General features: G+C 59.3%; 18 protein-coding genes. 11 read left to right on the top strand and 7 right to left on the bottom strand.

All coding sequences use genetic code 11. The annotated features are described in order from the left end of the window. Positions 1 to 1,067: 1,067 nt before the first annotated feature. Both ACWUI2_RS03350 and ACWUI2_RS03345 read right to left on the bottom strand, forming a co-directional pair. A complete protein-coding gene (locus ACWUI2_RS03350; RefSeq protein WP_486981452.1) occupies positions 1,068 to 2,906 on the bottom strand; it encodes a sodium:solute symporter family protein in 1,839 nt (612 codons plus the stop codon). Then, entirely contained in the window at positions 2,903 to 3,232 is a 330-nt protein-coding gene (locus ACWUI2_RS03345; protein ID WP_486981451.1) for a DUF4212 domain-containing protein, read from the bottom strand. The genes ACWUI2_RS03350 and ACWUI2_RS03345 overlap by 4 nt, the downstream gene beginning before the upstream one ends. Positions 3,233 to 3,970: 738 nt before the next feature. On the opposite strand from ACWUI2_RS03345, the gene ACWUI2_RS03340 reads away from it, so the two are divergent. Then, positions 3,971 to 4,447 (top strand): IS1096 element passenger TnpR family protein, encoded by a 477-nt coding sequence (locus tag ACWUI2_RS03340; protein WP_486981450.1) that lies wholly within the window; start codon positions 3,971 to 3,973, stop codon positions 4,445 to 4,447. Between the two features lie 984 nt (positions 4,448 to 5,431). On the opposite strand, the gene ACWUI2_RS03335 is transcribed toward ACWUI2_RS03340, so the two are convergent. Next, positions 5,432 to 5,569: a hypothetical protein gene (locus ACWUI2_RS03335; protein WP_486981449.1), complete on the bottom strand. Its 138-nt coding sequence runs from the start codon at positions 5,567 to 5,569 to the stop codon at positions 5,432 to 5,434. 237 nt (positions 5,570 to 5,806) lie between these two features. On the opposite strand from ACWUI2_RS03335, the gene ACWUI2_RS03330 reads away from it, so the two are divergent. Continuing rightward, positions 5,807 to 6,058, top strand: a complete 252-nt coding sequence (locus ACWUI2_RS03330; RefSeq protein ID WP_486981448.1) for a hypothetical protein — start codon at positions 5,807 to 5,809, stop codon at positions 6,056 to 6,058. Positions 6,059 to 6,123: 65 nt separating this feature from the next. On the opposite strand, the gene ACWUI2_RS03325 is transcribed toward ACWUI2_RS03330, so the two are convergent. The 3 genes from ACWUI2_RS03325 to ACWUI2_RS03315 form a co-directional block, all read right to left on the bottom strand. Next, complete coding sequence (locus ACWUI2_RS03325; protein WP_486981447.1) at positions 6,124 to 7,146, bottom strand: mechanosensitive ion channel family protein; 1,023 nt, start codon at positions 7,144 to 7,146, stop codon at positions 6,124 to 6,126. Between the two features lie 2,665 nt (positions 7,147 to 9,811). After that, positions 9,812 to 10,189 carry a (2Fe-2S) ferredoxin domain-containing protein gene (locus tag ACWUI2_RS03320; RefSeq protein ID WP_486981446.1) on the bottom strand — a complete coding sequence of 126 codons (378 nt, stop codon included), beginning with the start codon at positions 10,187 to 10,189 and terminating at the stop codon, positions 9,812 to 9,814. A 36-nt stretch (positions 10,190 to 10,225) separates the two neighbouring features. Further along, positions 10,226 to 11,374, bottom strand: a complete 1,149-nt coding sequence (locus ACWUI2_RS03315) for an SHD1 domain-containing protein (RefSeq protein ID WP_486981445.1) — start codon at positions 11,372 to 11,374, stop codon at positions 10,226 to 10,228. A 318-nt stretch (positions 11,375 to 11,692) separates the two neighbouring features. Between ACWUI2_RS03315 and ACWUI2_RS03310 the strand changes: the two genes are divergently transcribed. Together ACWUI2_RS03310 and ACWUI2_RS03305 are read left to right on the top strand one after the other, a co-directional pair. Next, positions 11,693 to 13,027 (top strand): MATE family efflux transporter, encoded by a 1,335-nt coding sequence (locus ACWUI2_RS03310; RefSeq protein ID WP_486981444.1) that lies wholly within the window; start codon positions 11,693 to 11,695, stop codon positions 13,025 to 13,027. Positions 13,028 to 13,129: 102 nt separating this feature from the next. Next, the gene (locus ACWUI2_RS03305; protein ID WP_486981443.1) at positions 13,130 to 14,953 is read left to right on the top strand and encodes a purple acid phosphatase family protein; all 1,824 of its coding nucleotides are present in this window, start codon (positions 13,130 to 13,132) and stop codon (positions 14,951 to 14,953) included. 303 nt (positions 14,954 to 15,256) lie between these two features. On the opposite strand, the gene ACWUI2_RS03300 is transcribed toward ACWUI2_RS03305, so the two are convergent. Next, positions 15,257 to 16,240, bottom strand: a complete 984-nt coding sequence (locus ACWUI2_RS03300) for a biotin--[acetyl-CoA-carboxylase] ligase (protein WP_486981442.1) — start codon at positions 16,238 to 16,240, stop codon at positions 15,257 to 15,259. A 134-nt stretch (positions 16,241 to 16,374) separates the two neighbouring features. Between ACWUI2_RS03300 and ACWUI2_RS03295 the strand changes: the two genes are divergently transcribed. From ACWUI2_RS03295 to ACWUI2_RS03265, 7 genes are all read left to right on the top strand, one after another. Then, entirely contained in the window at positions 16,375 to 16,935 is a 561-nt protein-coding gene (locus ACWUI2_RS03295; RefSeq protein WP_486981441.1) for an RrF2 family transcriptional regulator, read from the top strand. 11 nt (positions 16,936 to 16,946) lie between these two features. Further along, complete coding sequence (locus tag ACWUI2_RS03290; RefSeq protein WP_486981440.1) at positions 16,947 to 17,120, top strand: YezD family protein; 174 nt, start codon at positions 16,947 to 16,949, stop codon at positions 17,118 to 17,120. A 200-nt stretch (positions 17,121 to 17,320) separates the two neighbouring features. After that, the gene (locus ACWUI2_RS03285; RefSeq protein ID WP_486985034.1) at positions 17,321 to 18,358 is read left to right on the top strand and encodes a sulfate ABC transporter substrate-binding protein; all 1,038 of its coding nucleotides are present in this window, start codon (positions 17,321 to 17,323) and stop codon (positions 18,356 to 18,358) included. A gap of 183 nt (positions 18,359 to 18,541) precedes the next feature. After that, positions 18,542 to 19,423 carry a sulfate ABC transporter permease subunit CysT gene (cysT, locus tag ACWUI2_RS03280; RefSeq protein WP_486981439.1) on the top strand — a complete coding sequence of 294 codons (882 nt, stop codon included), beginning with the start codon at positions 18,542 to 18,544 and terminating at the stop codon, positions 19,421 to 19,423. A gap of 20 nt (positions 19,424 to 19,443) precedes the next feature. Beyond that, the gene (cysW, locus tag ACWUI2_RS03275; RefSeq protein ID WP_486981438.1) at positions 19,444 to 20,325 is read left to right on the top strand and encodes a sulfate ABC transporter permease subunit CysW; all 882 of its coding nucleotides are present in this window, start codon (positions 19,444 to 19,446) and stop codon (positions 20,323 to 20,325) included. Positions 20,326 to 20,369: 44 nt separating this feature from the next. Then, on the top strand, positions 20,370 to 21,461 hold the full coding sequence (locus tag ACWUI2_RS03270; RefSeq protein WP_486981437.1) for a sulfate/molybdate ABC transporter ATP-binding protein: 1,092 nt from the start codon (positions 20,370 to 20,372) through the stop codon (positions 21,459 to 21,461). Between the two features lie 179 nt (positions 21,462 to 21,640). After that, positions 21,641 to 22,876, top strand: coding sequence for an OprO/OprP family phosphate-selective porin (locus tag ACWUI2_RS03265; protein WP_486981436.1), 1,236 nt, complete (start codon positions 21,641 to 21,643; stop codon positions 22,874 to 22,876). The last annotated feature ends 123 nt before the right edge of the window (positions 22,877 to 22,999 follow it).

Here is a 22,999-nt window from a genome sequence, read left to right as displayed (position 1 = left end):
GCTGCGGCGGACCAGACGGAGCAGTGCCTCACGGAACGGGGGGCTTAGTTGTTTTTCTTCGAACTGGAGGCGAAGTTTCGTGCAAGGAGGGTATGACAGGCGTTACAGGTAGAGCTGGCGGAGTGGCGTTATCCGATCCGCGATCGGGGAAAACAGAAACCTGAACCGATGGTTCGAGGCGTGTTGCGGTCGACCTAATCAATCGAAATGATTCGGTCAGAATCGAGAAAGAGGGATATCTTAGCACGAGCATTGTCTTGAAGAGTGATTCGGAAGTCATTCTTGTGTATCGATTTCCATGGGATGATAATATCAGGGAAGGTCAGGTCCTGGATCCTGATGAAATCAATCGGGTGCTTTTGTATGCTTATTAGGAGAACCGAATAGTGAATCTCTCCGACTATGGTCGTGCACAGTTTCGAATAGCTGTCTATCAGGCCGCTGGGTACTGTGGAACTTTTGTGTTCATGCCGGGTTGCAGGGCCAAATCGGAGGGTAGGCTTCCAGCCGACCTTCTTCTGAATCCGACGCCGACGGCGGACGGCAGGATGCCATCCCTCCCAGTGGCAGAAGAAAGGGTGATCCGAAAAAGATTTTCACGCCTGAACCAGAGTTCCATAGCCCAACGGGCTTACGCCCTTCAGCCCAGGGTTGAGCCGAGGGAAACGAGGCCTACCCTGGGGACCGATACCCAACACCACGAACCGCAACGCGGTTCCGCCCGGTCCGGTCCATCCTCGCACGGGGGCCAAGGCGCAACCTCTTCGAGGTAGATCGTCTCGCGACCAAAACCCAGGGTAGCTCCGCATGCGCGCGGCAACCCTGGGCTGGAGGGCGAAACGCCGTTGGCGTATATGCACTGCAGGGGCCCATGCCGGGTTGCAGGGCCAAATCGGAGGGTTGGCTTATAGCCGACCTACTTTTAAGGCCGACGCCGGCGGCGGACGGCAGGATGCCATCCCTCCCAGTGGCGGGGAAGAAGCAACCCAGCCGTTCGGACTGGGCTGGAGGATGGCCGCGCCTTTGGCGCTCGAGGAAGTAAACACTCCAACCCGGAGAAAATCGATTTAGTGCTCGGGGGCGGTTTCGATTTCGACCGCGGGGCTGTCTTCTTCGGGTTGGCGGACGCGGTCGATTAGTCGTTGGACTTCGGCGTCGGGAGCGCGGAAGAAGGGGGTCAACACGAGGGTGACTGCGAAGTTCAGGAGCATGCCGAGGGCGCCGATGGCTTGGGGACTGATCCCGACCGCACTGATCCCAAGAGTCCAGCGGGGCATCCCGCCGTAAACCGTCAGGATGATGTATCCCCCGGTGAAAACGATTCCCGCCAACATCCCGCAGATCGCAGGAACAGTTCCGACCCGGCGGCTGAAGATGCCCAGGACGATGACCGGAAAGAAACTGGCCGCCGCCAAACCGAAAGCAAAGGCCACCACTTCACTGACGAATCCAGGCGGATAGACCCCGAAAATGCCCGCGACCACCACCGCGACCCCAATCACCGAACGACCGACCAGGAGACGCTGCTTCTCGGTCGCTTGTGGCCGAAGGATTCGGTAATAGAGGTCATGGGCCACCGATGAACTGATCACCAGCAGAAGTCCGCTCGCCGTCGAAAGGGCCGCGGCCAAACCCCCCGCCGCCACGAAGGCGATGATCCAATCGGCCAGCCCCGCCATCTCCGGAGTGGCCAGTACAATGATGTCCCGGTCGGGGCCGGACAACCCCGCTTCCCGCAGCACCGCCCGGCCATCCCGGCCCCGCGTTCCTCCGCTATCGATGAACAGTTGGTGGTCGCGGGTGATTCGGGTCATTTCCGCCGGGTTCAGGCTCCCGGTCCGAAAGATCTCGTTCCGTTCGTCGGCCGTGTAGCGGATGATTCCGTCGCCATCGTCGAGCCAAAGGATCAGACCGGTCTTTTCCCAGCTGTGAAACCAGTCGGGGAGCTGTTCCTCGGTGGCGCCGTTGAGGCTTTCCAGCATGTAATACCGGGCGAATCCGGCGACCGAGGGGGCGGTCAGATAAAGAGCGGCGATGAAGAAGAGGGCCCAAAATCCGCTCCAACGGGCGGCGCGCGGGCTTTTCACCGTATAAAACCGAACGATCACGTGCGGCAGACCGGCGGTCCCGGCCATCAGCGCCAGCGTCAGCAGGAAGACGTTCACTTTATCCCAGCTTCCCAGAAATGGTTCGGTGTAGGAGCCGAAACCAAGGTCTTGTTGGATTTGGTTGAGTTTGTCGAAAAAGTAGACGCCGTGGCCCGGAAGTTCCGCTCCCAAGCCGGCTTGCGGCAGGAGGACGCCGGTCAATTTAAAGGAGATGGCGAATGCCGGCACGAGGAAGGCCGTGATCAAGACCCAGTATTGGGCGACCTGGGTCCAGGTGATACCCTTCATCCCGCCGAGGGTGGCGTAGACGAAAACGATCACCATTCCGATGAGCACGCCGACGGTGACATCGACTTCGAGAAACCGGCTGAAGACGACCCCGACACCCCGCATTTGGCCGGCGACATAGGTGAAGCTGATGAAAATCGCGCAAAGCACGGCAACCAGCCGGGCAGCGCGGGACGCGTAACGGTCGCCGATGAAATCCGGCACGGTGAATTGGCCGAACTTCCGGAGGTAAGGCGCGATCAGCAATGCCAATAGCACGAACCCGCCAGTCCACCCCATCAGGTAAACGCCCCCGGCGTAGCCCATGGTCGAAATCAAGCCGGCCATGGAAATGAAGGAAGCGGCGCTCATCCAGTCGGCGGCGGTGGCCATCCCGTTCGCCGCCGCCGGGACCCCGCGTCCGGCGACGTAAAACCCTTGGGTGTCGCGCACCCGGCTCCACCAGGCGATGCCGAGATAAAGGCTGAAACTCAAGCCGACGAAGAGGTAGGTCCAAACCTGCACGCTCATCGGTCGTCCTCCGGGTTAAACGGTTGGACGGGGGCGGAAGACTTCATTTGCAAGGTGCGGTCGAGGCGGTCCATGACCAGGGCGTAGATGAAAATCAGCGCGACGAAGACCAGGATGCTCCCCTGGTGGGCGAACCAGAACCCGAGCGGGTAACCGGTTCCCGGAAGATTCCATTGGTTGAGAGTATCCGCCCAAAGAATACCGCATCCAAGTCCGGCCGCCGCCCACACCGCCAGCAGCAGTAGCATCAAGCCGAGGTTCCACTTCCAATACAACCGACGGGCTGGGTTCCCGTCCCCTGCGGATAAGGAGTCGTGAGAGCGCATAGTAGAATAATTAATGGATGCTTGTAGCGGGAATTGGCGGGAAAACAAGCTTTCGTTCAAGGGACGATCTCACGGGGGCGTGATTGAAAGTGGTGGGAAAAACAGACGAGCATCTGTCATTGCGAGGAAGGAGGAACGACTGACGCGGCAATCCACGTTCCGGGAAAGGCGGCACGGATCGCTGTTTCGTGGATTGCTTCGTCGGCGGAGCCTCCTCGCATGACACGTTGGTAGCCCCACCACTCCTGATGACATGGCGCCAGCGGGAAACAGGGAAATCCGGGCTGCAACGGTTGGACTTGTGAACCGCCCGGAGCTGGGAAAAGGAAGAATGAGAGGTTCTTGTTCACCGTTTGAATGAGATGGCTTGGGCTCGGTTTGAGACCACGGAAAACACGGAATACACGGAAAGGAAGAGGAGGAACCGCAGACGAACGCGGGCATCTGGCTAACTCGTTTGGGGTGCTTGGAGCCGAGGTTTGGTTTGGGTGAAAATGATTTTGTCTTCTCTTCCGTGAATTCCGTGGTTGAAACCCCGTATGTTTGCGGGAATTGGCGTCTAACGCGACTCAGATGCGGACTACGACTTGCCATCCAAGGAGTGGGGCGTAACGTCGAAAGTCGATGGATATAGATCGCTTAGAATCTCTTTTGAGGAAGATGAGAGCCAGGGAACGCGTCGGGCCCAGGAGTTTTGCGGAGTTTGTACGCGGGCGCGATGCGGGCCGAACGGAAGCATTGGAATCGCCTGACGCGAATCCGTTGGTCTACACGCTTACCGTGAAGTGCCTCCGGGGCGCATACCTTGCCGAGCCTTGCAGTCGTGTGATCGAGATCGGAAACCACGCGACGCTGCATAATCTGCACGCTGCCATTCTGCGATCGGTCGGTTTCGACTCCGATCATCTTTATGAATTCTACATCGGACGCACCGTGGGGAACCGGACCATAGTGTTCGATGACTCGGAAAGTATCGACTTTCTGGACTGGGATGATTCAGAGAGCGAAGAGGAGACCGAGGAAGATGAGGTCGAGCTCCGCGATATCTGGCCGCTACCGGAGAGAATGAAGCTCTTTTATTGGTATGATTTCGGCGATGACTGGAAGTTTCAAGTAACGAAGGGACGTTCCGTCCACCCTCCAAAGGAGGGCGTCCATTATCCCCGCGTGGTGAAGGGGATCGGCCCCTCTCCCGCGCAATACCCGGGTTGGTGAATATGATAAGAAGCTTTCAGAGTGACTGAGGAAGGACTCACCCCTTCTCCTCCTGGAGTCGGGATGGCCCCGCCACTTTGGGAATATACGCCAACGGCGTTTCCCCCTCCAGCCCAGGGTTGCCGCGCGCATGCGGGGCTACCCTGGGTCTCGGTCGCGAGACGATCTACCTCGAAGAGGTTGCGCCCTGGCCTGCGTGCGATGGTGGACCGGACCGGGCGGAACCGCGTTGCGGTTCGTGGCGGCGGATATCGTTCCCTAGGGTAGGCCTCGTTTCACTCGGCTCAACCCTGGGCTGGAGGACGTAAGCCCGTTGGGCTATGGAACTCTTGTTCAGGCGTGCGAATTCTTTTTCGGATGAAACTTTTGTCACTGGGAAGGACTCACCCCTTCTCCTCCTTACGCACGGAGCGTTCACTCGGCTCAACCCTGGGCTGGAGGACGTAAGCCCGTTGGGCTATGGAACTCTTGTTCAGGCGTGCGAATTCTTTTTCGGATGAAACTTTTGTCACTGGGAAGGACTCACCCCTTCTCCTCCTTACGCACGGAGCGTTCACTCGGCTCAACCCTGGGCTGGAGGACGTAAGCCCGTTGGGCTATGGAACTCTTGTTCAGGCGTGCGAATTCTTTTTCGGATGAAACTTTTGTCACTGGGAAGGACTCACCCCTTCTCCTCCTTACGCACGGAGCGTTCACTCGGCTCAACCCTGGGCTGGAGGACGTAAGCCCGTTGGGCTATGGAACTCTTGTTCAGGCGGGCGAATTCTTTTTCGGATGAAACTTTTGTCACTGGGAAGGACTCACCCCTTCTCCTCCTTACGCACGGAGCGTTCCCTCGACTCATCCCTGGGCTGGAGGACATAAGCCCGTTGGGCTATGGAACTCTTGTTCAGGCGTGCGAATTCTTTTTCGGATGAAACTTTCCTGGCACTGGGAGGGATGGCATCCTGCCGTCCGCCGCCGTCGGTCTCCGAGCCCGCATGGTTAGTGGCTGTAGTTCTTCAAGCTGCGGACCAGGTTGACGATCCGTTGGATGGATACGCGGACGCTTCGCAACCAGACGCCGATCCGGTGGGCTTGGAGGCAGGCTTCCAGTTGGGCGAGGCGGGCGGGGGCGAGCAACGGTTCGAGACGGCTTTGTTCCTCCAGGGGGAGGGAGGTGAAGGCGCGCAGTAAAGGACGGCCGACGTCGGGATGACGCTCTTCCAGCTCGCGAAGCCGCTTGCGCTAGAGTTGGGGATCCGCGGAGTGTTGGAGGCCGGTGCGGCGACCCCGAGGGCGGTCCGGCGGTTTTCTCACGGGAAGGTAAGGGTGGCACCTGATTGAGGAACGGGCGCGGGTGGTTGAATTTGGTCGCCTATGATGAGAAAAACAGAAGCACGAATTCCGCACGCTTACCGTGAAGGCACCGTTGCCTCCACCATCGAACGCCAGACGGCGAAGTTGCCCTCGGACATGTTCCTCTGGGCGGCGGGCGCCTCGATTGCCGGATCGCTGGCGTTGAAGATAATGAACCGCGACAAGGACGCGTTGTTCGTCGGGCAGTGGGCGCCGACGTTGTTGGTGTTGGGGACCTACAACAAAATCGTGAAGGAACTCGGGGCCGACTGAGCGGGCGGGGACGATCGGGGGACCGGACGTTTCCGGTCATCCGTTGCTCGGGCTTCAGTTCGGCTTCAGTTTCCGTTTCCGGTCCCGACCATTTTGATTTCGATCGGCTTCAGGGTGTCGACGTGGATGTCCCGCTGCGGGAAAGCGATGCTGATGCCGGCTTGGCGGAAGAGGTCGTCGATGCGGAAGCGGATTTCGGATCGGATGGTCCGCATATTGACCAGTTCGCTGAGTTCGAGCCAGAAGTAGAGGTCGAAGGTGAGGGCGTTGTCGCCGAAATCGTCGAAGATGACTTGGGCTTGCTTGCCTTCGATTTTGAGGACTTCGGGACGTTCGTTGGCCGCCTGGAGCATCAAGTCCCTGGCTTTCCGGAGCTCTGATCCGTAGGCGATACCGACCCGGACCAGTTGGCGGACCTGTTTGTCGGCGAGCGTCCAGTTGATGACGTCGTTTTCGACCAGGGAGCTGTTGGGGACGAGGACATCGACGCCGTCGAAGCGGCGGAGCCGGGTGCAGCGGGCGCCGATTTCGGCGATTTTGCCGTAGTGATCCCCAACCTCGACGGTGTCGCCGAGGCGGATCGGTCGGTCGAGCATCAGGATCAGCCCGGAGATGAAGTTGTTGAAGATGTTTTGCGCGCCGAAGCCGACCCCGATGGCGATGGCACCGCCGAAGATGGCGAAGATTCCGATCGGAATCTGCATGGTTTGCAACGTCATCAGGACCACGCCCGCCAAGAGGATGTAGAAGAGCAGTTTTTCGATGGCGGCCAGCGCGCTGGCGTCGAGCGGGGTGCGTCCGGTCAGGCGTTTGCGGACGGTCCGGCTGATCCGGCGGGCGAGCCAGAGTCCGAGGATCAAAACGACGAGGGCGAAGACGAATTGGCTGACGAGGACGTCGGCGTCGCCCACTCGGAGGATCCGGAAATTCCAAAACCAGTTCAACCAGTCGAGGAATGCGGGGAGATTGAGTGCTCCATCGGTGGCGCGCGCTCCGGGTTCGGCTTGCGCCCGGAGGTTCCCGGCGGAGGCCGACAGAATCGCCGATGATGTGAATGGAGTGATGGAAGCGTGGAACGGAAAATTCATTTGAGCGGCGGGGATTCTATCGTGGACGGGAGGGATTTGGCAATATTAGCGAGATATTGTTGCCAGCGCATGCGCGGAGGCAGCTGGGGAACCGCATGTATGCGGTCCGGATGCGTTGGTTGAAAAAATGTTCACCTGGCGTTTGCGAAACGGGAAACGTGTGGCATGATGGGTTTCGGTAAGTTTCCGAACGATTTTCACGACTTGACGAACAAGTCACCAACGACCGCGAACCGCTAACAAAGGAGGTATATGCATCATCACAAATCAGACGCAATCGACAGCAAACATCATTTTTCAGCTCTTAGCTCCGTTGGCAGCGCGGGGCTCGCCTGAGCCACGCGGAATCCGCCCGGTCCTGAAACGGAAACGGGCGGCGGGGTGGTTCCTCCAATTGGTGACTTTAAATGAACCGGGAACGGCTCTCGGGAGCAGGATCCTCGGATCCGGACTCCGTTTCGCACGGTGACGGCGAGCATCGACCGTCCGACGATTGTCGCTTCGCAATCCCGCTAAACTGATTATTTTCTTCCGAAGCCCGTTGCGGCTCGTTCGCAAGCCGCAATTATGCCCGGTCTCCCGCTTGGGGGACCGGGCTCTTTTTTTATCGAGAGAGGCGGTGAAGTGACGGGGCCGCTACATTGGGAATATACGCCAACGGCGTTTCGCCCTCCAGCCCAGGGTTGCCGCGCGCATGCGGGGCTACCCTGGGTTTTGGTCGCGAGACGATCTACTCGAAGGGGTTGCGCCTTGGCCCCCGTGCGAGGATGGATCGGACCGGGCGGAACCGCGTTGCGGTTCGTGGTGTTGGGTATCGGTTCCCAGGGTAGGCCTCGTTTCCCTCGGCTCAACCCTGGGCTGAAGGGCGTAAGCCCGTTGGGCTATGGAACTCTGGTTCAGGCGTGGGATTCTTTTCCGGATGAAACTTTCTTATCTGGGAGGGATGGCATCCTGCCGTCCGCCGTCGGCGTCGTTTCAAACGAAGGTCGGCTAGGAAGCCAACCCTCCGATTTGGTCCGGCAATCGGCATGGCATTGCATATACGCCAACGGCGTTTCGCCCTCCAGCCCAGGGTTGCCACGCGCATGCGGGGCTACCCTGGGTTTTGGTCGCGAGACGATCTACTCGAAGGGGGTGCGCCTTGGCCCCCGCGCGAGGATGGACCGGACCGGGCGGAACCGCGTTGCGGTTCGTGGTGTTGGGTATCGGTCCCCAGGGTAGGCCTCGTTTCCCTCGGCTCAACCCTGGGCTGAAGGGCGTAAGCCCGTTGGGCTATGGAACTCTGGTTCAGGCGTGGGATTCTTTTCCGGATGAAACTTTCTTATCTGGGAGGGATGGCATCCTGCCGTCCGCCGTCGGCGTCGTTTCAAAAGAAGGTCGGCTAGGAAGCCAACCCTCCGATTTGGTCCGGCAATCGGCATGGGCCCCTGCAGTGCATATACGCCAACGGCGTTTCGCCCTCCAGCCCGGGGTTGCCACGCGCATGCGGGGCTACCCTGGGTTTTGGTCGCGAGACGATCTACTCGAAGGGGGTGCGCCTTGGCCCCCGCGCGAGGATGGACCGGACCGGGCGGAACCGCGTTGCGGTTCGTGGTGTTGGGTATCGGTCCCCAGGGTAGGCCTCGTTTCCCTCGGCTCAACCCTGGGCTGAAGGGCGCAAGCCCGTTGGGCTATGGAACTCTGGTTCAGGCGTGAAAATCTTTTTCGGATCACCCTTTCTTCTGCCACTGGGAGGGATGGCATCCTGCCGTCCGCCGTCGGCGTCGTTTCAAAAGAAGGTCGGCTATAAGCCAACCCTCCGATTTGGTCCGGCAATCGGCATGGGCCCCTGCAGTGCATATACGCTAACGGCGTTTTGCCCTCAAGCCCAGGGTTGCCGCGCGCATGCGGGGCGGGTTTTGGTCGCGAGACGATCTACCTCGAAGAGGTTGTGCCTTGGCCCCCGTGCGAGGATGGACCGGACCGGGCGGAACCGCGTTGCGGTTCGTGGTGTTGGGTATCGGTCCCCAGGGTAGGCCTCGTTTCCCTCGGCTCAACCCTGGGCTGAAGGGCGTAAGCCCGTTGGGCTATGGAACTCTGGTTCAGGCGTGAAAATCTTTTTCGGATCACCCTTTCTTGTGCCACAGGGAGGGATGGCATCCTGCCGTCCGCCGTCGGCGTCGTTTCAAAAGAAGGTCGGCTGGAAGCCAACTCTCCGATTTGGTCCGGCAATCGGCATGGGCCCCTGCAGTGCATATACGCCAACGGCGTTTCGCCCTCCAGCCCAGGGTTGCCACGCGCATGCGGGGCTACCCTGGGTTTTGGTCGCGCGACGATCTACCTCGAAGAGGTTGCGCCTTGGCCCCCGTGCGAGGATGGACCGGACCGGGCGGAACCGCGTTGCGGTTCGTGGTGTTGGGTATCGGTTCCCAGGGTAGGCCTCGTTTCCCTCGGCTCAACCCTGGGCTGAAGGACGTAAGCCCGTTGGGCTATATGGAACTCTGGTTCAGGCGTGAAAATCTTTTTCGGATGAAACTTTCTTATCTGGGAGGGATGGCATCCTGCCGTCCGCCGTCGGCGTCGTTTCAAAAGAAGGTCGGCTGGAAGCCAACCCTCCGATTTGGTCCGGCAATCCGGTTGGCTTGGGCGAAGCCTACGCAGTGAGGCGGGACACCTAACCCACGTTCTAGCGATTGATCGGGTCGCCCAGCGGATTCACGGCGGCGATCCATTCTTCGACCGGGCGGCCTTCGGCGATGTGCTCCCGGAGAATGCGGTCGAGGCGTTCCGGATTCATCTTGGGATACCAGACGCCGTCGGGGTAAACCACCAGCCAGGGGCCTTCGCAACAGATACGGAAACAGTCGGCTTTGGTCCGCATCGCGGGAAGATCGAGTTCCTTGATTCGATCTTTGGCGAATGACCAGAGTTCCTTGCCTTCGGATTTTTTGCAGCAATCGGGTCCGAGACAGAAAAAGAGATGGGCGCGGGCGCGGTCGACTCCGGCTTTGGCAAGCTTCGCGGGCGGAATGGCGTTGGCGTCGTGCATCCGGGTACCCTGCATCGCCGGGACCGGTTTGCAAGCGCCGATACACGGGGGTTACGGGGAGGCGAGCCGGATTCCGGTGCGGCCGAAGATGGTGGTCATTTCCCGCTCCAACTCCGCGTAGCTCCGCCCATCGAGGAGAAACTCCCGCGCCGCGTTTTCTTCCACGCCGGACCGGAGAGCATGGAGGTAGCGAATCAACCTGCGGGCGTCGCCGTCGCCGTCGAGGTGGAGGAAAAAGTGGGTCAGCAGCAAGGCGGTGTGATAGTTCCGGGCGACACCATGCCGATTGACGGCGAACCCTCCGGTCCAATCGGCGTAGCTGAGGGACATCAGTTCTTCGAGTTGAACGATCCGCACCGGCGTGCCTTCCAGTTGTCCGATCCGTTCGAAGCGCTGCCGGAGGTTTTGCTGCCGGAATTGGAAAACGCCTCGGGTGTAGGGAATCGTTTCCATGTACGTCGCGAATCCTTCGGTCAGCCAGACCGGCATCACCCCGATCCAGGGATGCATGACCTGGTGGGTGATTTCGTGGATCAAGGTGCTGTTGTCGGCGTCGCGGTCGAAGGTGAAGCCGGAGGAAGAACTGCGGACTCCGAGATGTTCGATCGGGATGAGGATTTCCCGGGCTCTGGGGTTGTAAAGGCCGCCGGACCCGGGGATGCCTCCCGCACGGAAATAGTCGGCCGGGTCGGCGAAGAGTCGGGTGACGAAAAGTCCTTCCCCGGGAGGCGCGGCGATATCAAGATTGAGTGGGAGAGCCTGGACCGCGGCGAAGGTTGCTTCGAAGATGTGTCCGAATTGCCGCACCAGCGAGCGCGACAGGCGGGCGTCGGAGCGGAATTCAAAGTGTTCGGTGCGATAGACGTTGGTCCGCCCCTGTTCGAGGACGATCTCGACCTGCGGGACGGGAGTTTGCACCCGAACCGGCCAGTCGCCGGTGGACGCGGCGGGGGGAGGGGGTTGTTGCGCCTGCCATTCGCGGATGAAGCGGCGGTCTTCTTCGGAAAAGGTGGCGGTTGGAAGGGTGAAGCGCCGTCCGTCGTCGCGGAGAATGGTGACCTGGCCATCGTGGACTTCGAGGAGGGAAGCTTGGATTTCGCGGCCGTGTTGGTCGGTCCAGGTGCGGGTGTCGGACGACGCTGCGGCGTGGAGCGGAGCGAGGAAGAGGGCTGCGATGAGAAAGAAAGGACGAGGATGCATAGTGCGAACGCCTACTATACGAAAAAATGCAGAAGTGCCAACCGCGGAAGGGAGGGAGGGGAAGAGGGGGAACCGCAGATGGGCGCGGATTGGCGCAGATGAGGGGAGAGGGAAGGAGAGAGAGGATAGATGGAGGAGAGGAGGGAAGAGGGACGGTTTTGTTGGAGTTCCGGCTTCAGCCGGTCTTTGAGTCGGGGTGAGGACCGTATGAATGCGGGACTCCAACGATTGGTGAAATGAGGGAGTTCTGAAGCAATTTGTCGTGGGTGCGGCTTGCTGGGGGCGGGGAATAGGTTTTAGGCTGGAAGGTCGATTCATATGAGCGGGTTGAGGGAAGAGTTGAAGCCGACTTGGTGGTTGGCGATACCGATGATCGTCGGGAATCTGGGCCAGATGCTGATGGGGCTGGTCGATACGTTGATGATCGGTCGGATCGGGACGGTCGAGCTGGCGGCGGCCGCGTTTGCCAATGCGATTCTGCATTTCGCTTTCGTCGTCGGGATCGGAATTTCGGTGGCGGTGTCGGTGCAGGTGGCCCACGCCCATGGGCGGCAGGACGACCGGGGCGCCGGGGAAGCGTTGCGGCACGGGGTGATTCTGATGGCGATTTGCGGGGTGATCCTGGCGTTCCTGGTGACGGCCGGGACGCCGGTTTACCGGTTGCTCGGTCAACCGGATGAGATCATCACGGCGGCGCCGGATTATCTCAACTGGTTGGCCCTGTCGCTGGCGCCTGCGCTGATCGGGATGTGTTTCAAGAGTTTCGCCGAGGCGAAGGCGTCGCCATGGGTGGTCTTTTGGATCACCATGGCTGGAGTCTCCTTGAATGTATTCTTGAATTGGGTACTCATTTTCGGAAACCTTGGCGCCCCGGCGCTCGGACTGGAAGGGGCGGGGGTGGCGACCTTTATCGCGCGGTCGGCGACGATGGTGGGATTGGTCGGATACGTCCTGGCGGCCCCGGCGTTTCGGTCGGCCCGGCCGCGCTGGTGGCAGCCGTTGCGGGTGGCTGAGTTAAAACTCCTGGCGATGATCGGGGTGCCGATGGGTTTGCAGATGTTGGTGGAGATCGGGGCGTTCGGATTCGCCACCTTGTTTATCGGCACCCTCGGGACGGTTCCTTTGGCGGCGCACCAGATCGCGATCAATTGCGCGGCGATGGCTTTCATGGTTCCGCTCGGCATCTCAATGGCGGTGACGATCCGGGTCGGGCACTCCATCGGGGCCAAGGAGGGAAGGCGGGCGCGGGCGATCACCGGCGGAGCCCTGTTGTCGGCGACCCTGTTCATGGCCTGCACCGCGATCCTGTTTTTGGTGGCGGGGCGGCAATTGGTCGGTGCGTTCACACCGGATGAAGCGGTCATCGTGCTCGGAGCCCAGTTGTTGATCATCGCCGGGATTTTTCAAATCTGCGACGGGGTGCAGATCATCAGCATGGGAGCTCTGCGGGGCATGCGGGACGTCAAGACGCCGACCTTTTTAATGGCTGGGATCTATTGGCTCGGGGCTCTGCCTCTTGGGGCGGTGTTGGCCCATCAGGCCGGGTATGGCGCGGCCGGGATGTGGGTCGGCCTCGCGGTCGGACTCGGATTGGCCGGGGCGGTCTTGACTTGGCGGGTACATTCTCAATTGAAACGGATTCCGGCGGGGTGACGCGATTTGTTGGAGCAAGTCCCGTCTTGGTGCGGTCTCTTCCACGGGGTGAAACGGAAAACCTTGTTTCATTGGAAGCGGTCCGGTAAACCTCCTTTTACCATGAGACATTTGAGACCAAAGGACTGTCGCATCTCTTCATTCGCTTGGCTCGGCATCACCGCGGTTTGGGCACTTTCCGGAGTATTGCCGGCGGCCGAACCGGAGGCCCAACGGGTGGTCGAATTCGATTCGGTCTGGCGTTTCCATGACGGGGACGAAGATCTCGGCACCGAGTGGCGGGAGTTGGATTACGACGATTCTGATTGGGGGGAAGGACCGGGGGTTCTCGGTTACGACACGAGCGGGCGCACCGATCGTTGGCCGGAGCCGGGGTTGCAGACGGAGGTGGCGGAGAATCTCCTGGTCTATTATTTTCGCATCGAATTCGAATACACCGGCGACGTGGAAAACCGGAGGATGTTGATCGAGCAAATCATCGACGACGGGGCGGTTTATTATTTGAACGGCGAGGAGATCGCTCGGAGCGCCTTGATGCCGGAAGGGGAAGTCGGTTTCGAAACCCAGACGACCAGCGCCACCAATCCGTGGAATACTCACGACACACTGGAAGTGATGAATCCGCCGTTGCGGAAAGGGCGCAATGTGTTGGCGGCTTCGGTGCACAACCGGAACCGAACCAGTTCCGATATCGCGTTGGCGTTGCAGGTTTCGATTTCGGAACGGCTGGTCGATCCGGTGGCGCTGTATCTCAGTTGGCAGTCGGATCCCACGACGACGATGACTATCCAGTGGCACACGGAGGGGGAGGTCGCCGACACCGTCATCGAGCACGCGCCTTTAGGAACCGGCGACTTCAAAATCGCGGAGCCGCAAAGTCACCCGATGGTGTTTTCGGATCGTTATGTCCATACCGTGGAAATCACCAGATTGGAACCGAATTCCGAGCATTCCTTTCGTATCCGGAATTTAAAGGACGGCCTTCATAGCCGCTCGTATAAATTCCGCACCATGCCGACGGAAACCGATCGACCGATCCGGGTCGCGATCGGGGGCGACGTTCGGCACACCGGATCCATGATGAGGCAGGTCAATCTGGTGGCGATGCGTTACGATCCGGATTTCATCATCTGGGGCGGGGATCTGGCCTATTCGGACGGCCGTCCGGATCGGGTCGATCGGGAATACGACTTTTTCCAAGTGATGACGGAAACCCTCGTTACGGAGGATGGCCGGGTGGTCCCGGTGATCATGGGAATCGGCAACCACGAAATTGTGGGGCATTATTATTGGGGAGCGGACCGCGGCCGGGAAAGTTACGAAGACACCGACGAATACCGCGAAGAGATTGCGCCGTACTATTACAACTTGATCGCCTTCCCGGGGCATCCGGGATACGGTGTGCTCGATTTCGGTGATTACATGAGTATCATTTTACTCGATACGGATCATTCGGGGCCCATCGAAGGGACCCAAACCGAATGGTTGGCGGAGACACTCGCGGAGCGCGGGCATGTGCGGCATATTTTCCCGGTTTACCATGTGCCGGGTTATCCGTCCGTGCGTCCCTTCTCCGGCGCGACGAGCCGACGCGTAAGGGAGAATTGGATTCCGTTGTTTGAGGAAGCGGGGGTGCGCCTTGCGTTCGAGAACCACGATCACGCCTACAAACGGACCGTGCCGATCCGGGGTGGAGAAGAAGACGAGACCGGCATCGTGTTCATGGGCGACGGCGCCTGGGGAGTTGGGGAACGGATTCCCCGTGATCCGGACGACGAATGGTATCTCGCCCGCACCCAGTCTATCCGTCATGTGATTCTGTTGACTCTCCAGGACGATTTTCTCGATCTGAAAGTGATCGATCGGGAAGGCCGGTTGATTGACCACTACATTCCCAGGCGCCAAAATTCGGGCTCGACTCGGTGAGCTTGAGCGGTGGGCGAAATCGGAGGGTTGGCTTCCAGCCGACCTAATTCTGGGACGAGGCAACGGCAGACGGCAGGATGCCATCCCTCCCAGTGGCGTGGCGGTTTAACCTTCCAGCAGCAGTATTTAGCCGCGAGAAGGCACAAAAGGCGCGAAGGTAGAAACTTAAGCGGACGGGACGATTCACCCAACGAGTGACTGGTAATAGTCGGCCTCTCAAAAGCTCATCCATGCTTTTTGTGGATTTTGCGCTTTTTTGCGGCTATTCCAACTGCGGAGGGCAGGTTTGATCCATGTAGTTTCTTAGCCCTCGACTTTTTCTCTCCCGACGTCGCCGGCGCTGATCGGTCGAATCGTCCCGTCGGGGAGTTCGAGGAGGAGGTGTCCTTCGGGGGTGATGCCGCGGGCGGTTCCGGAGAGGCGTTCGTTTCCTTGGGTCGTGGTGACAGGGTGGCCGGCGAGGGCGTCGTATTTTTCCCAAAGCGGATGGAAGCGGGGAGTGTGCTTGTCGGCGGTGAAATCGCGGTAGGCTTCGAGGATGCGGGTCAGTAGGGCGGCGGTGAATCGATTGAGGCAAAGAGCCCGCCCAACGAAGGCGGCGAGAGAAGTGGCGATCGGCCGGAGTTCGTCGGGGAGTTGTTCGGCTCGGCCGTTGACGTTGAGTCCGAGGCCAAAAACGAGATCGCGGATACGGTCGTTGTCGACCCGGGCCTCGGTGAGCATGCCCCCGAGTTTTTTGCCGTCGAGGAGAAGGTCGTTCGGCCATTTGATTCGGACCGGGATGTTTTCGCGTTCGTTGAGGAAGTCGCAGATGGCGGATCCCATCCAGAGGGTGAAGGTCTGCATGCGCAAAGGGGGGAGGCGCGGTTCGAAGGCGAAGCTCAGGTAAAGGTTGCCGCTGTCGCCGCTGAACCAGTCGCGGCCGAGGCGCCCGCGTCCCTTGGTTTGGGCGCGGGCCAGGACGGCGAACGGAGTTGGAGAGCCACCGGCGAGGAGGCGCTCGGCTTCGCTGTTAGTGCTGTCGATCGACTCGTGAAAATGAAGCGGGACGTCCCGCCACTCGTCGGGAAGAAGGGCTTCGAGGAAAACCGGGGAGAGGTGGGCGGGGGATTGGATCAATCGGTAACCGAGGCGGGGGCGGGCCTCGAAGTCGAAGCCGAGCGCGCGGAGTTTTTCCATGTGCGACCAGACCGAGACGCGGCTGACCGCCAGCCGCTCCGCGAGGCGGGTGCCGGAGGTGAATTCGTCGCCGGAGGCGAGAAGCTCGCGGAGGATGATCGATTCCATGGGAGAGAATTATGAATTATGAATGATGAATTATGAAAGGAGATTCCAAGGGAAGCGGGGCGGAGTAGAGAGGCGGAAAAATATAAAAAAAGACTTGAAACCCGATCAATTCAGTGTAGTTTTAGCAGTCTACAATGAAAATTGGGAAAAGAGCGGAATACGGCCTTAGGGCTTTGATCAACCTCGGGATCGCCGGGGAACTTGATCGCGAGCGGGTGACGGCCAGCGACTTGGCGGCCTGCGACAACCTCCCTTTGAAGTTCGTCGAGCAGATCATGGGCGATCTTCGCGCCGCCGGTTATGTCGACACGAAGCGGGGCCGGTTCGGGGGATACTTCATCGCCAAGCCCATGAAGGAGATTACGATGGGGGAACTCGTCCGTTTGCTCGACGGTCCGCTCGCCCCGATTTCCTGCGCGAGTCAGACGGCCTATCAGCCATGCTCGTGCGCCGACGAAACCCATTGCGGGTTGCGGATGATCATGATCGACGTCCGCAACGCCATTTCGAAGATCCTCGACCGTTACACGCTGGCCGACGTTGTCGAGGTGACGCTGAGGAAGATTCGGCGGGATAACGCCGGCCATTATTTCATGCAGGAGTCCGGCGCGCCTGGTCAGATTGAACGACCGGACAATCCGGCCGATCCGACCGACGGGTTTCTGGCCGGTTTCTTCGATGACACCAAACAATGAATACGATTTCCATGAGTGAACCAAGCAAATCCAAGACGGACGAAGAGGATTGGTTGACGATCGTTCGCCGCAAGGTCGATTCGCTGCGCTTCGGCGTGGTGCAGATCGTCGTGCACGAAGGGAAGGTGACGCAGATTGAAAGCACGGAAAAAACCCGGCTGGAATCTCGCTCCAGATCTTCCTGAATCAGCGGGGATCCTTCCCTCTTCCAGGGCCGACCGAATCAACCGGAGGCTCGTTGGAAAAACAAACAATAACCAGCATCTGTAGAAGATCCATTAACGGCTGACCGGACAACCGGAGGTTTCGTTTCCAAATACGGCAAACGAATACCATGCCAACTAAACTATTATCCAAACAAAACGGAAATCAGTCCGTTTTCAACATTCACCCTCGGTCCGGACGAAAGCGCCGGTCCACCGCCGCTTCGATCGGAGTGGCTGCCCTGGCACTCGGCGCGCTCGCCTTCGCGGGCTGCGGGGCGGGCGAGCAGGCGGACGTGGAACTCCTCAACGTCTCCTATGATCCAACTCGCGAATTCTATCGCGAATTTAATCGCGAATTCGCCAAATACTGGGAGGAACAGACCGGTCAGCGCGTTGCGATCGACATGTCTCACGGGGGCTCGGGAAGCCAAGCCCGAACGGTAATTGACGGAGTCCGGGCCGATGTCGTCACATTAGCCCTGGCGGCCGACGTGCAGGCCATCGCCGAACGCGGTTTTATTGCCGAGGGTTGGCAGAGCCGGTTAGGAGCCAACAGTGCTCCGTATCAATCCACCCTCGCGTTCCTTGTGCGCAAGGGGAATCCGAAGAACATCCAGGACTGGCAAGATCTGGCCCGTGAGGGTGTCAGTGTGATTACGCCGAACCCGAAGACCTCGGGCGTGGCGCGTTGGAACTACCTGGCGGCCTGGGGCTGGGCCTTGCGCGAATTCGACGGCGACGAGGATCGCGTGCTTGATTACATGAGGCGGCTCTTCGCCAATGTGCCGGTGCTTGACGCCGGAGCCCGCGGATCCTCGACCACCTTCACTGATCGTCGGATTGGCGACGTGCTGATCAACTGGGAAAACGAGTTGTTGCTGGCCGTTGGGGAACGCGGTGATGAGTTTGATATCGTTGTTCCGTCGGTGAGTATTCTCGCCGAGCCCACAGTGGCCCTGGTCGACCGGAATGTGGATCGGAAAGGTACGCGCGAAGTCGCCGAAGCGTATCTGAAATTTCTCTACAGCGATATTGGACAGGATCTGGCCGGAAAGCATTTCTACCGCCCGTCCAATCCCCGCTTCCTGGAGAAGTATCAAAGTCAGTATCCGGATCTCGAATTGTTCACCATTGACGATGTTTTCGGGGGCTGGGCCGCGGCCACGGAGAGGCATTTCCGCGACGGTGGAACTTTTGATCAGATCTATCTGCGCTGACAGCGGGAAGAAAACACACCCCACCATGCTTGCGCATGGTCCCCCCCTCTCAAGAGGGGAATTGCTTACAAACAGGTCCCCTCTTGAGAGGGGGGGACCGCTCGCCAGAGCGGTGGGGTGTGTCTCCGGCGGATTCGATATAACGCCAATCCAGATCTGTTCTCAAAACACTAGAAATAGACGATGAATGAAATCGAAGACATAACCGCGTCCACCGGCCGCAAAAGCCGTCCTCCCCGGTCCAACCGCCGGGTGTTGCCTGGATTTGGGCTGTCGCTGGGATTCGCCGTGTCCTACCTGAGCCTGATTGTCCTGATTCCCCTGGCGGGCGTTTTCCTTCGGGCGCTCGAAATGACGTGGGAAGATTTTTGGGCGATCATCACTTCGCGCCAGGTTGTCGCCACCTACAAAATTACCTTTGGGGTTTCCCTGGCCGCCGCCGTTACCAACGCCGTTTTCGGCCTGATCGCGGCGTGGGTGCTGGTTCGCTACAGTTTTCCGGGAAAAAGGATTTTCGACGGGATGGTCGATCTTCCGTTCGCGCTGCCGACAGCTGTCGCGGGCATCGCGCTTACGACGATCTACGCGCAGACGGGCATGCTGGGGCAATTCTTCTATCCGCTGGGTATTGAGACCGCTTATTCCAAAGTGGGGATCTACATTGCTCTCACCTTTATCGGTTTGCCCTTTGTCATCCGCGGTCTGCAGCCGGTCCTGGAGGATCTGGACAACGAGGTCGAAGAGGCCTCCGCCACCCTGGGCGGCAGTCGTTGGCGCACGTTTTGGCGCATCGTTTTTCCGGCTATTCTTCCCGCCTGGCTGACCGGCTTTTCGCTCGCCTACGCCCGGGCCATCGGGGAATACGGTTCTATTATTTTCATTTCCGGAAACATGCCGTTACGAACGGAAATCACCCCGTTGGTTATCGTGAAATATCTGGAAAACTATCAATACGCCCATGCCACCGCCGTGGCCGCGGTGATGCTCGTCGCCTCATTTGTCGTCCTGCTCATCATTAACATTCTCCAACGATGGAGCGAATCGATCGGGAAAGCCCGCGGGTGATCGAAAACGGATTTTCAACTATGAGAACACCACTTACAGCAAGAACACATCGCGTGCGTGGCTCGGTCCTCCCTCGGACCCAAAGCGCGACTACGGAGAAGCCATGGGTGCGCTGGCTTTTGACCGCGATCGCGGTCGGGTTTCTCACCCTCTTTCTCGTCCTTCCGCTCTTTACGGTTTTCTATGAAGCCTTCGGTCGAGGGGTGGCCGCCTATTTCAATTCTTTCGACGATCGCTTTATTCGGCACTCCATCAAACTCACCTTGATGACCGCCGGAATCGTTGTTCCCTTGAACCTGATTTTTGGCGTCGCTGCGGCCTGGGCGGTGACCAAATTTGATTTCAAAGGGAAATCGCTCCTGGTTACCTTTATTGACCTTCCGTTCGCGGTGACTCCGGTTATCGGGGGGATGATCTTCATTCTTATTTTCGGCGCTCATGGCTACCTGGGTCCCTGGGTTGAAAGATTCGATTTTCAGGTCGTCTTCGCCTTTCCGGGAATCGTGTTGGCCACCACCTTCGGCACTGTTCCCTTCATTGCCCGGGAGTTGATTCCGTTGATGCAGGCCCAGGGGCGCGACGAGGAATACGCGGCGATGACCCTGGGGGCATCCGGCTGGCGGACCTTCTTCAAGGTGACCCTGCCCAACGTGAAATGGGGCCTCTTTTACGGGGTTATCCTGTGTAACGCCCGGGCCATGGGTGAATTCGGCGGGGTGGAGGTGGTTTCCGGAAAGATCAGCGGAAAAACCAACACCATGACCTTACAAATCCAACAGCTCTATTTCGATTACGCCACCGTTCCGGCCTTCGCTTTGGCCTCGGTCCTCGCCTTCCTGGCTCTTCTCACACTCATTTTGAAAAACCTCCTTGAATGGTGGTCGAACCGTCGATCTGCCTAGTGTGGCGGAACCGTATTCACAAAATTGATAAAAAAACTATTTCCATGAGCATACAAGCAATCAAGATCAACAAGACCTTCGGCGGTTACAAGGCGCTCGACAATGTCTCCCTGGAGGTTCCAAAGGGAAAACTTGTTTCCCTTCTCGGCCCATCGGGATCGGGGAAGACGACCTTGTTAAGAATTCTCGCCGGTCTGGAGTTTCCGGATTCGCTGGAGGAGAGCCGGGTCATCTTCCATGGAGAGGACGTGACAAGCACGCCGGCCGGGAAGCGCCGCATCGGTTTCGTCTTTCAACATTACGCCTTGTTCCGTCACATGACGGTCGCGGCCAACATCGCGTTCGGTCTCCACTCGATGTCGCGCAAGGAACGTCCGCCCCAAAAGGAAATCGACGCCAGCGTCAAGGAGCTCCTCCAACTCGTCCAACTCGACAATCTCGGCAAACGCTATCCGAGCGAACTCTCCGGCGGGCAGCGTCAGCGCGTTGCTCTCGCCCGCGCTCTCGCGGTGAGGCCCAGAGTTCTTCTTCTCGACGAACCATTCGGCGCTCTTGACGCGAAGGTGAGAAAAGATCTCCGAAGGTGGTTGAGGTCTTTCCAGGAGGAGATCAAAGTGACGACGATCTTCGTCACCCACGACCAGGAGGAGGCCCTGGAATTGGCCGATGAGGTTGTTGTGATGAACAACGCGAAAATCGAGCAGGTCGGCCAGCCGCAGGAGGTTTATGACCGGCCATCCTCGCCGTTCGTGATCGAATTTCTCGGCAACGTGAATCGGGTCGCCTCGGGCGTGCGGGGATTGGCCGACGCGAGCAAAGATGTCCTCTACGTGCGTCCCCACGATGTGGATATTGTCCGTGAGGGCGGTGGCGATCATGCGATTCCCGCGCGCGTTCTCCACGTCTTCTCGGCCGGAAACTATGGCCGGATCACACTCGAACGGGTGAGCAACCGGGAAGTCTTCGAAGCGGAAATCTCCCGCGAGCGCCTGCGCCAGTTGCAACTCAGTCAAGGGGACGATGTATCCATTGTTTTCAGGCATATTCGTCTGTTCCCCAAGGGGGTGTTTTTTGAAATGGACGTCAAGGATGGGGAACCGATTGAAAGGGCGTCGGAAATCAAGAGTCGGCGTTAGCACCCAGGGTCGATCAGGCTCAAAGAGGCAGGTAGGCACCAAAATTGAGGTTGAAGCCGGAGGGCCGGGATCACCTAATGGGCGGGATTCACCATTGGTCGCCACGTGAACTTTTATAATGTTTTCACCGTATCATGCGCGTTTTCGGGGCAAGACCGAAATGGCGTTCGGCAAATTCTATGAAGAACAGAAAAATCATCTCGGCGACAGCCGGTCTCGTGGCCGCCCTCGCCATTCCCACCACCTTCCTGGCTGAAGAAGCTACGGCTCCGGCGGAGGCTAAACTGGAGGTCGGACAGCGGGGCATCCGCGTGACGTCACCTGATGGAGCGTATCAATTCGACGTCCGGGCGATGGCTCAGTTCGATGGACGTTTTTTCATCGAAGGGGAGGGGCGGGACGAGTTCCTCGTTCGCCGGCTGCGGCCGACCCTGTCGGGGAAGCTATACGAGCACTTCCAGTTCCGAATCACGCCGGAGTTGGCGACGCAAGCGACTCTGCTCGATGGTTGGGTGAATTACGCCTACAATCCGGCGCTGCAGGTGCAGGCGGGTATCTTTAAGGCACCTTATGGATTGGAGCGGTTGCAGGGGGGCGGAGGGGTCAGATTTATCGAACGCGGCCTTGCCTCGAATCTGGTTCCGGCCCGTGATCTTGGACTCCAAGTCCATGGCCGGATTCAGGGGTGGGATTTGCAGTATGCCGTGGCTGTTCTGAACGGAGCTCAAAACGGAGCACGGGCGAACGGTGATTCCGACGACCACATGACCCTCGCCGGCCGTCTCTTCTGGGAACCTGCCGAGGGTCCGCTCCAAGGTCTCGGATTTGGCATCGGGGGGAGTTACGGCAATGAAGAAACGACCGCCGCGCTCCCCGCTCAACGGTCCCCGGGACAGGTCGGTTTCTTTCAATACGAAGGAGACGTCCGGGCTGACGGGACCCGTTGGCGGCTGAATCCGCATCTCTATTATTACGCAGGACCGTTCGGTGTGTTGACGGAATGGATACGGGACTCGCAGGAAGTCACGCGCGGCGGAACAGGGAGGGCAATTGAGACCGACGCTTGGCTCGTCCAAGGCTCATGGGTGTTGACCGGTGAAGACGCGACCTACGACGGGGTTCGCCCGGATTCCCCCTTTCAGCCCGGTGGTGGTTGGGGTGCCTGGGAACTCGTGGCGCGGGTGCATGGGCTGGAAGTCGGTGATGAAGTTTTCGCCGGTGACCCCGCCACCACCCGCCTTGCGAATCCGGTCACCCAGCATCGCAGCGCTTTGGCTTACGGCGCGGGAGTGAACTGGTATCTCAACAGTAACATCAGACTCGCGCTCAACGTCGACCATACCGAATTCAGAAAAGGTGGGGCTGATCGAGACAATGAATTGACGCTCTTCACCCGTGTCCAGTTTAGCTTCTGAAGTGGCGCGGTCGTCGTGAGTCCAGCCCTTCGGACTGAGATGGTGGATATCGCACTTTCGGCGCTCGACTGGGGGCGTCGGACATCCGGCGAGAGTTCGGGCCGTTTGGAGGTCGGATGGCAA

This window comes from Verruconatronum alginivorum (genome assembly GCF_056590205.1).
The sequence above is the reverse complement of the archived record's forward strand: the minus strand, read 5'-3'. Positions and strand labels throughout refer to the sequence as shown.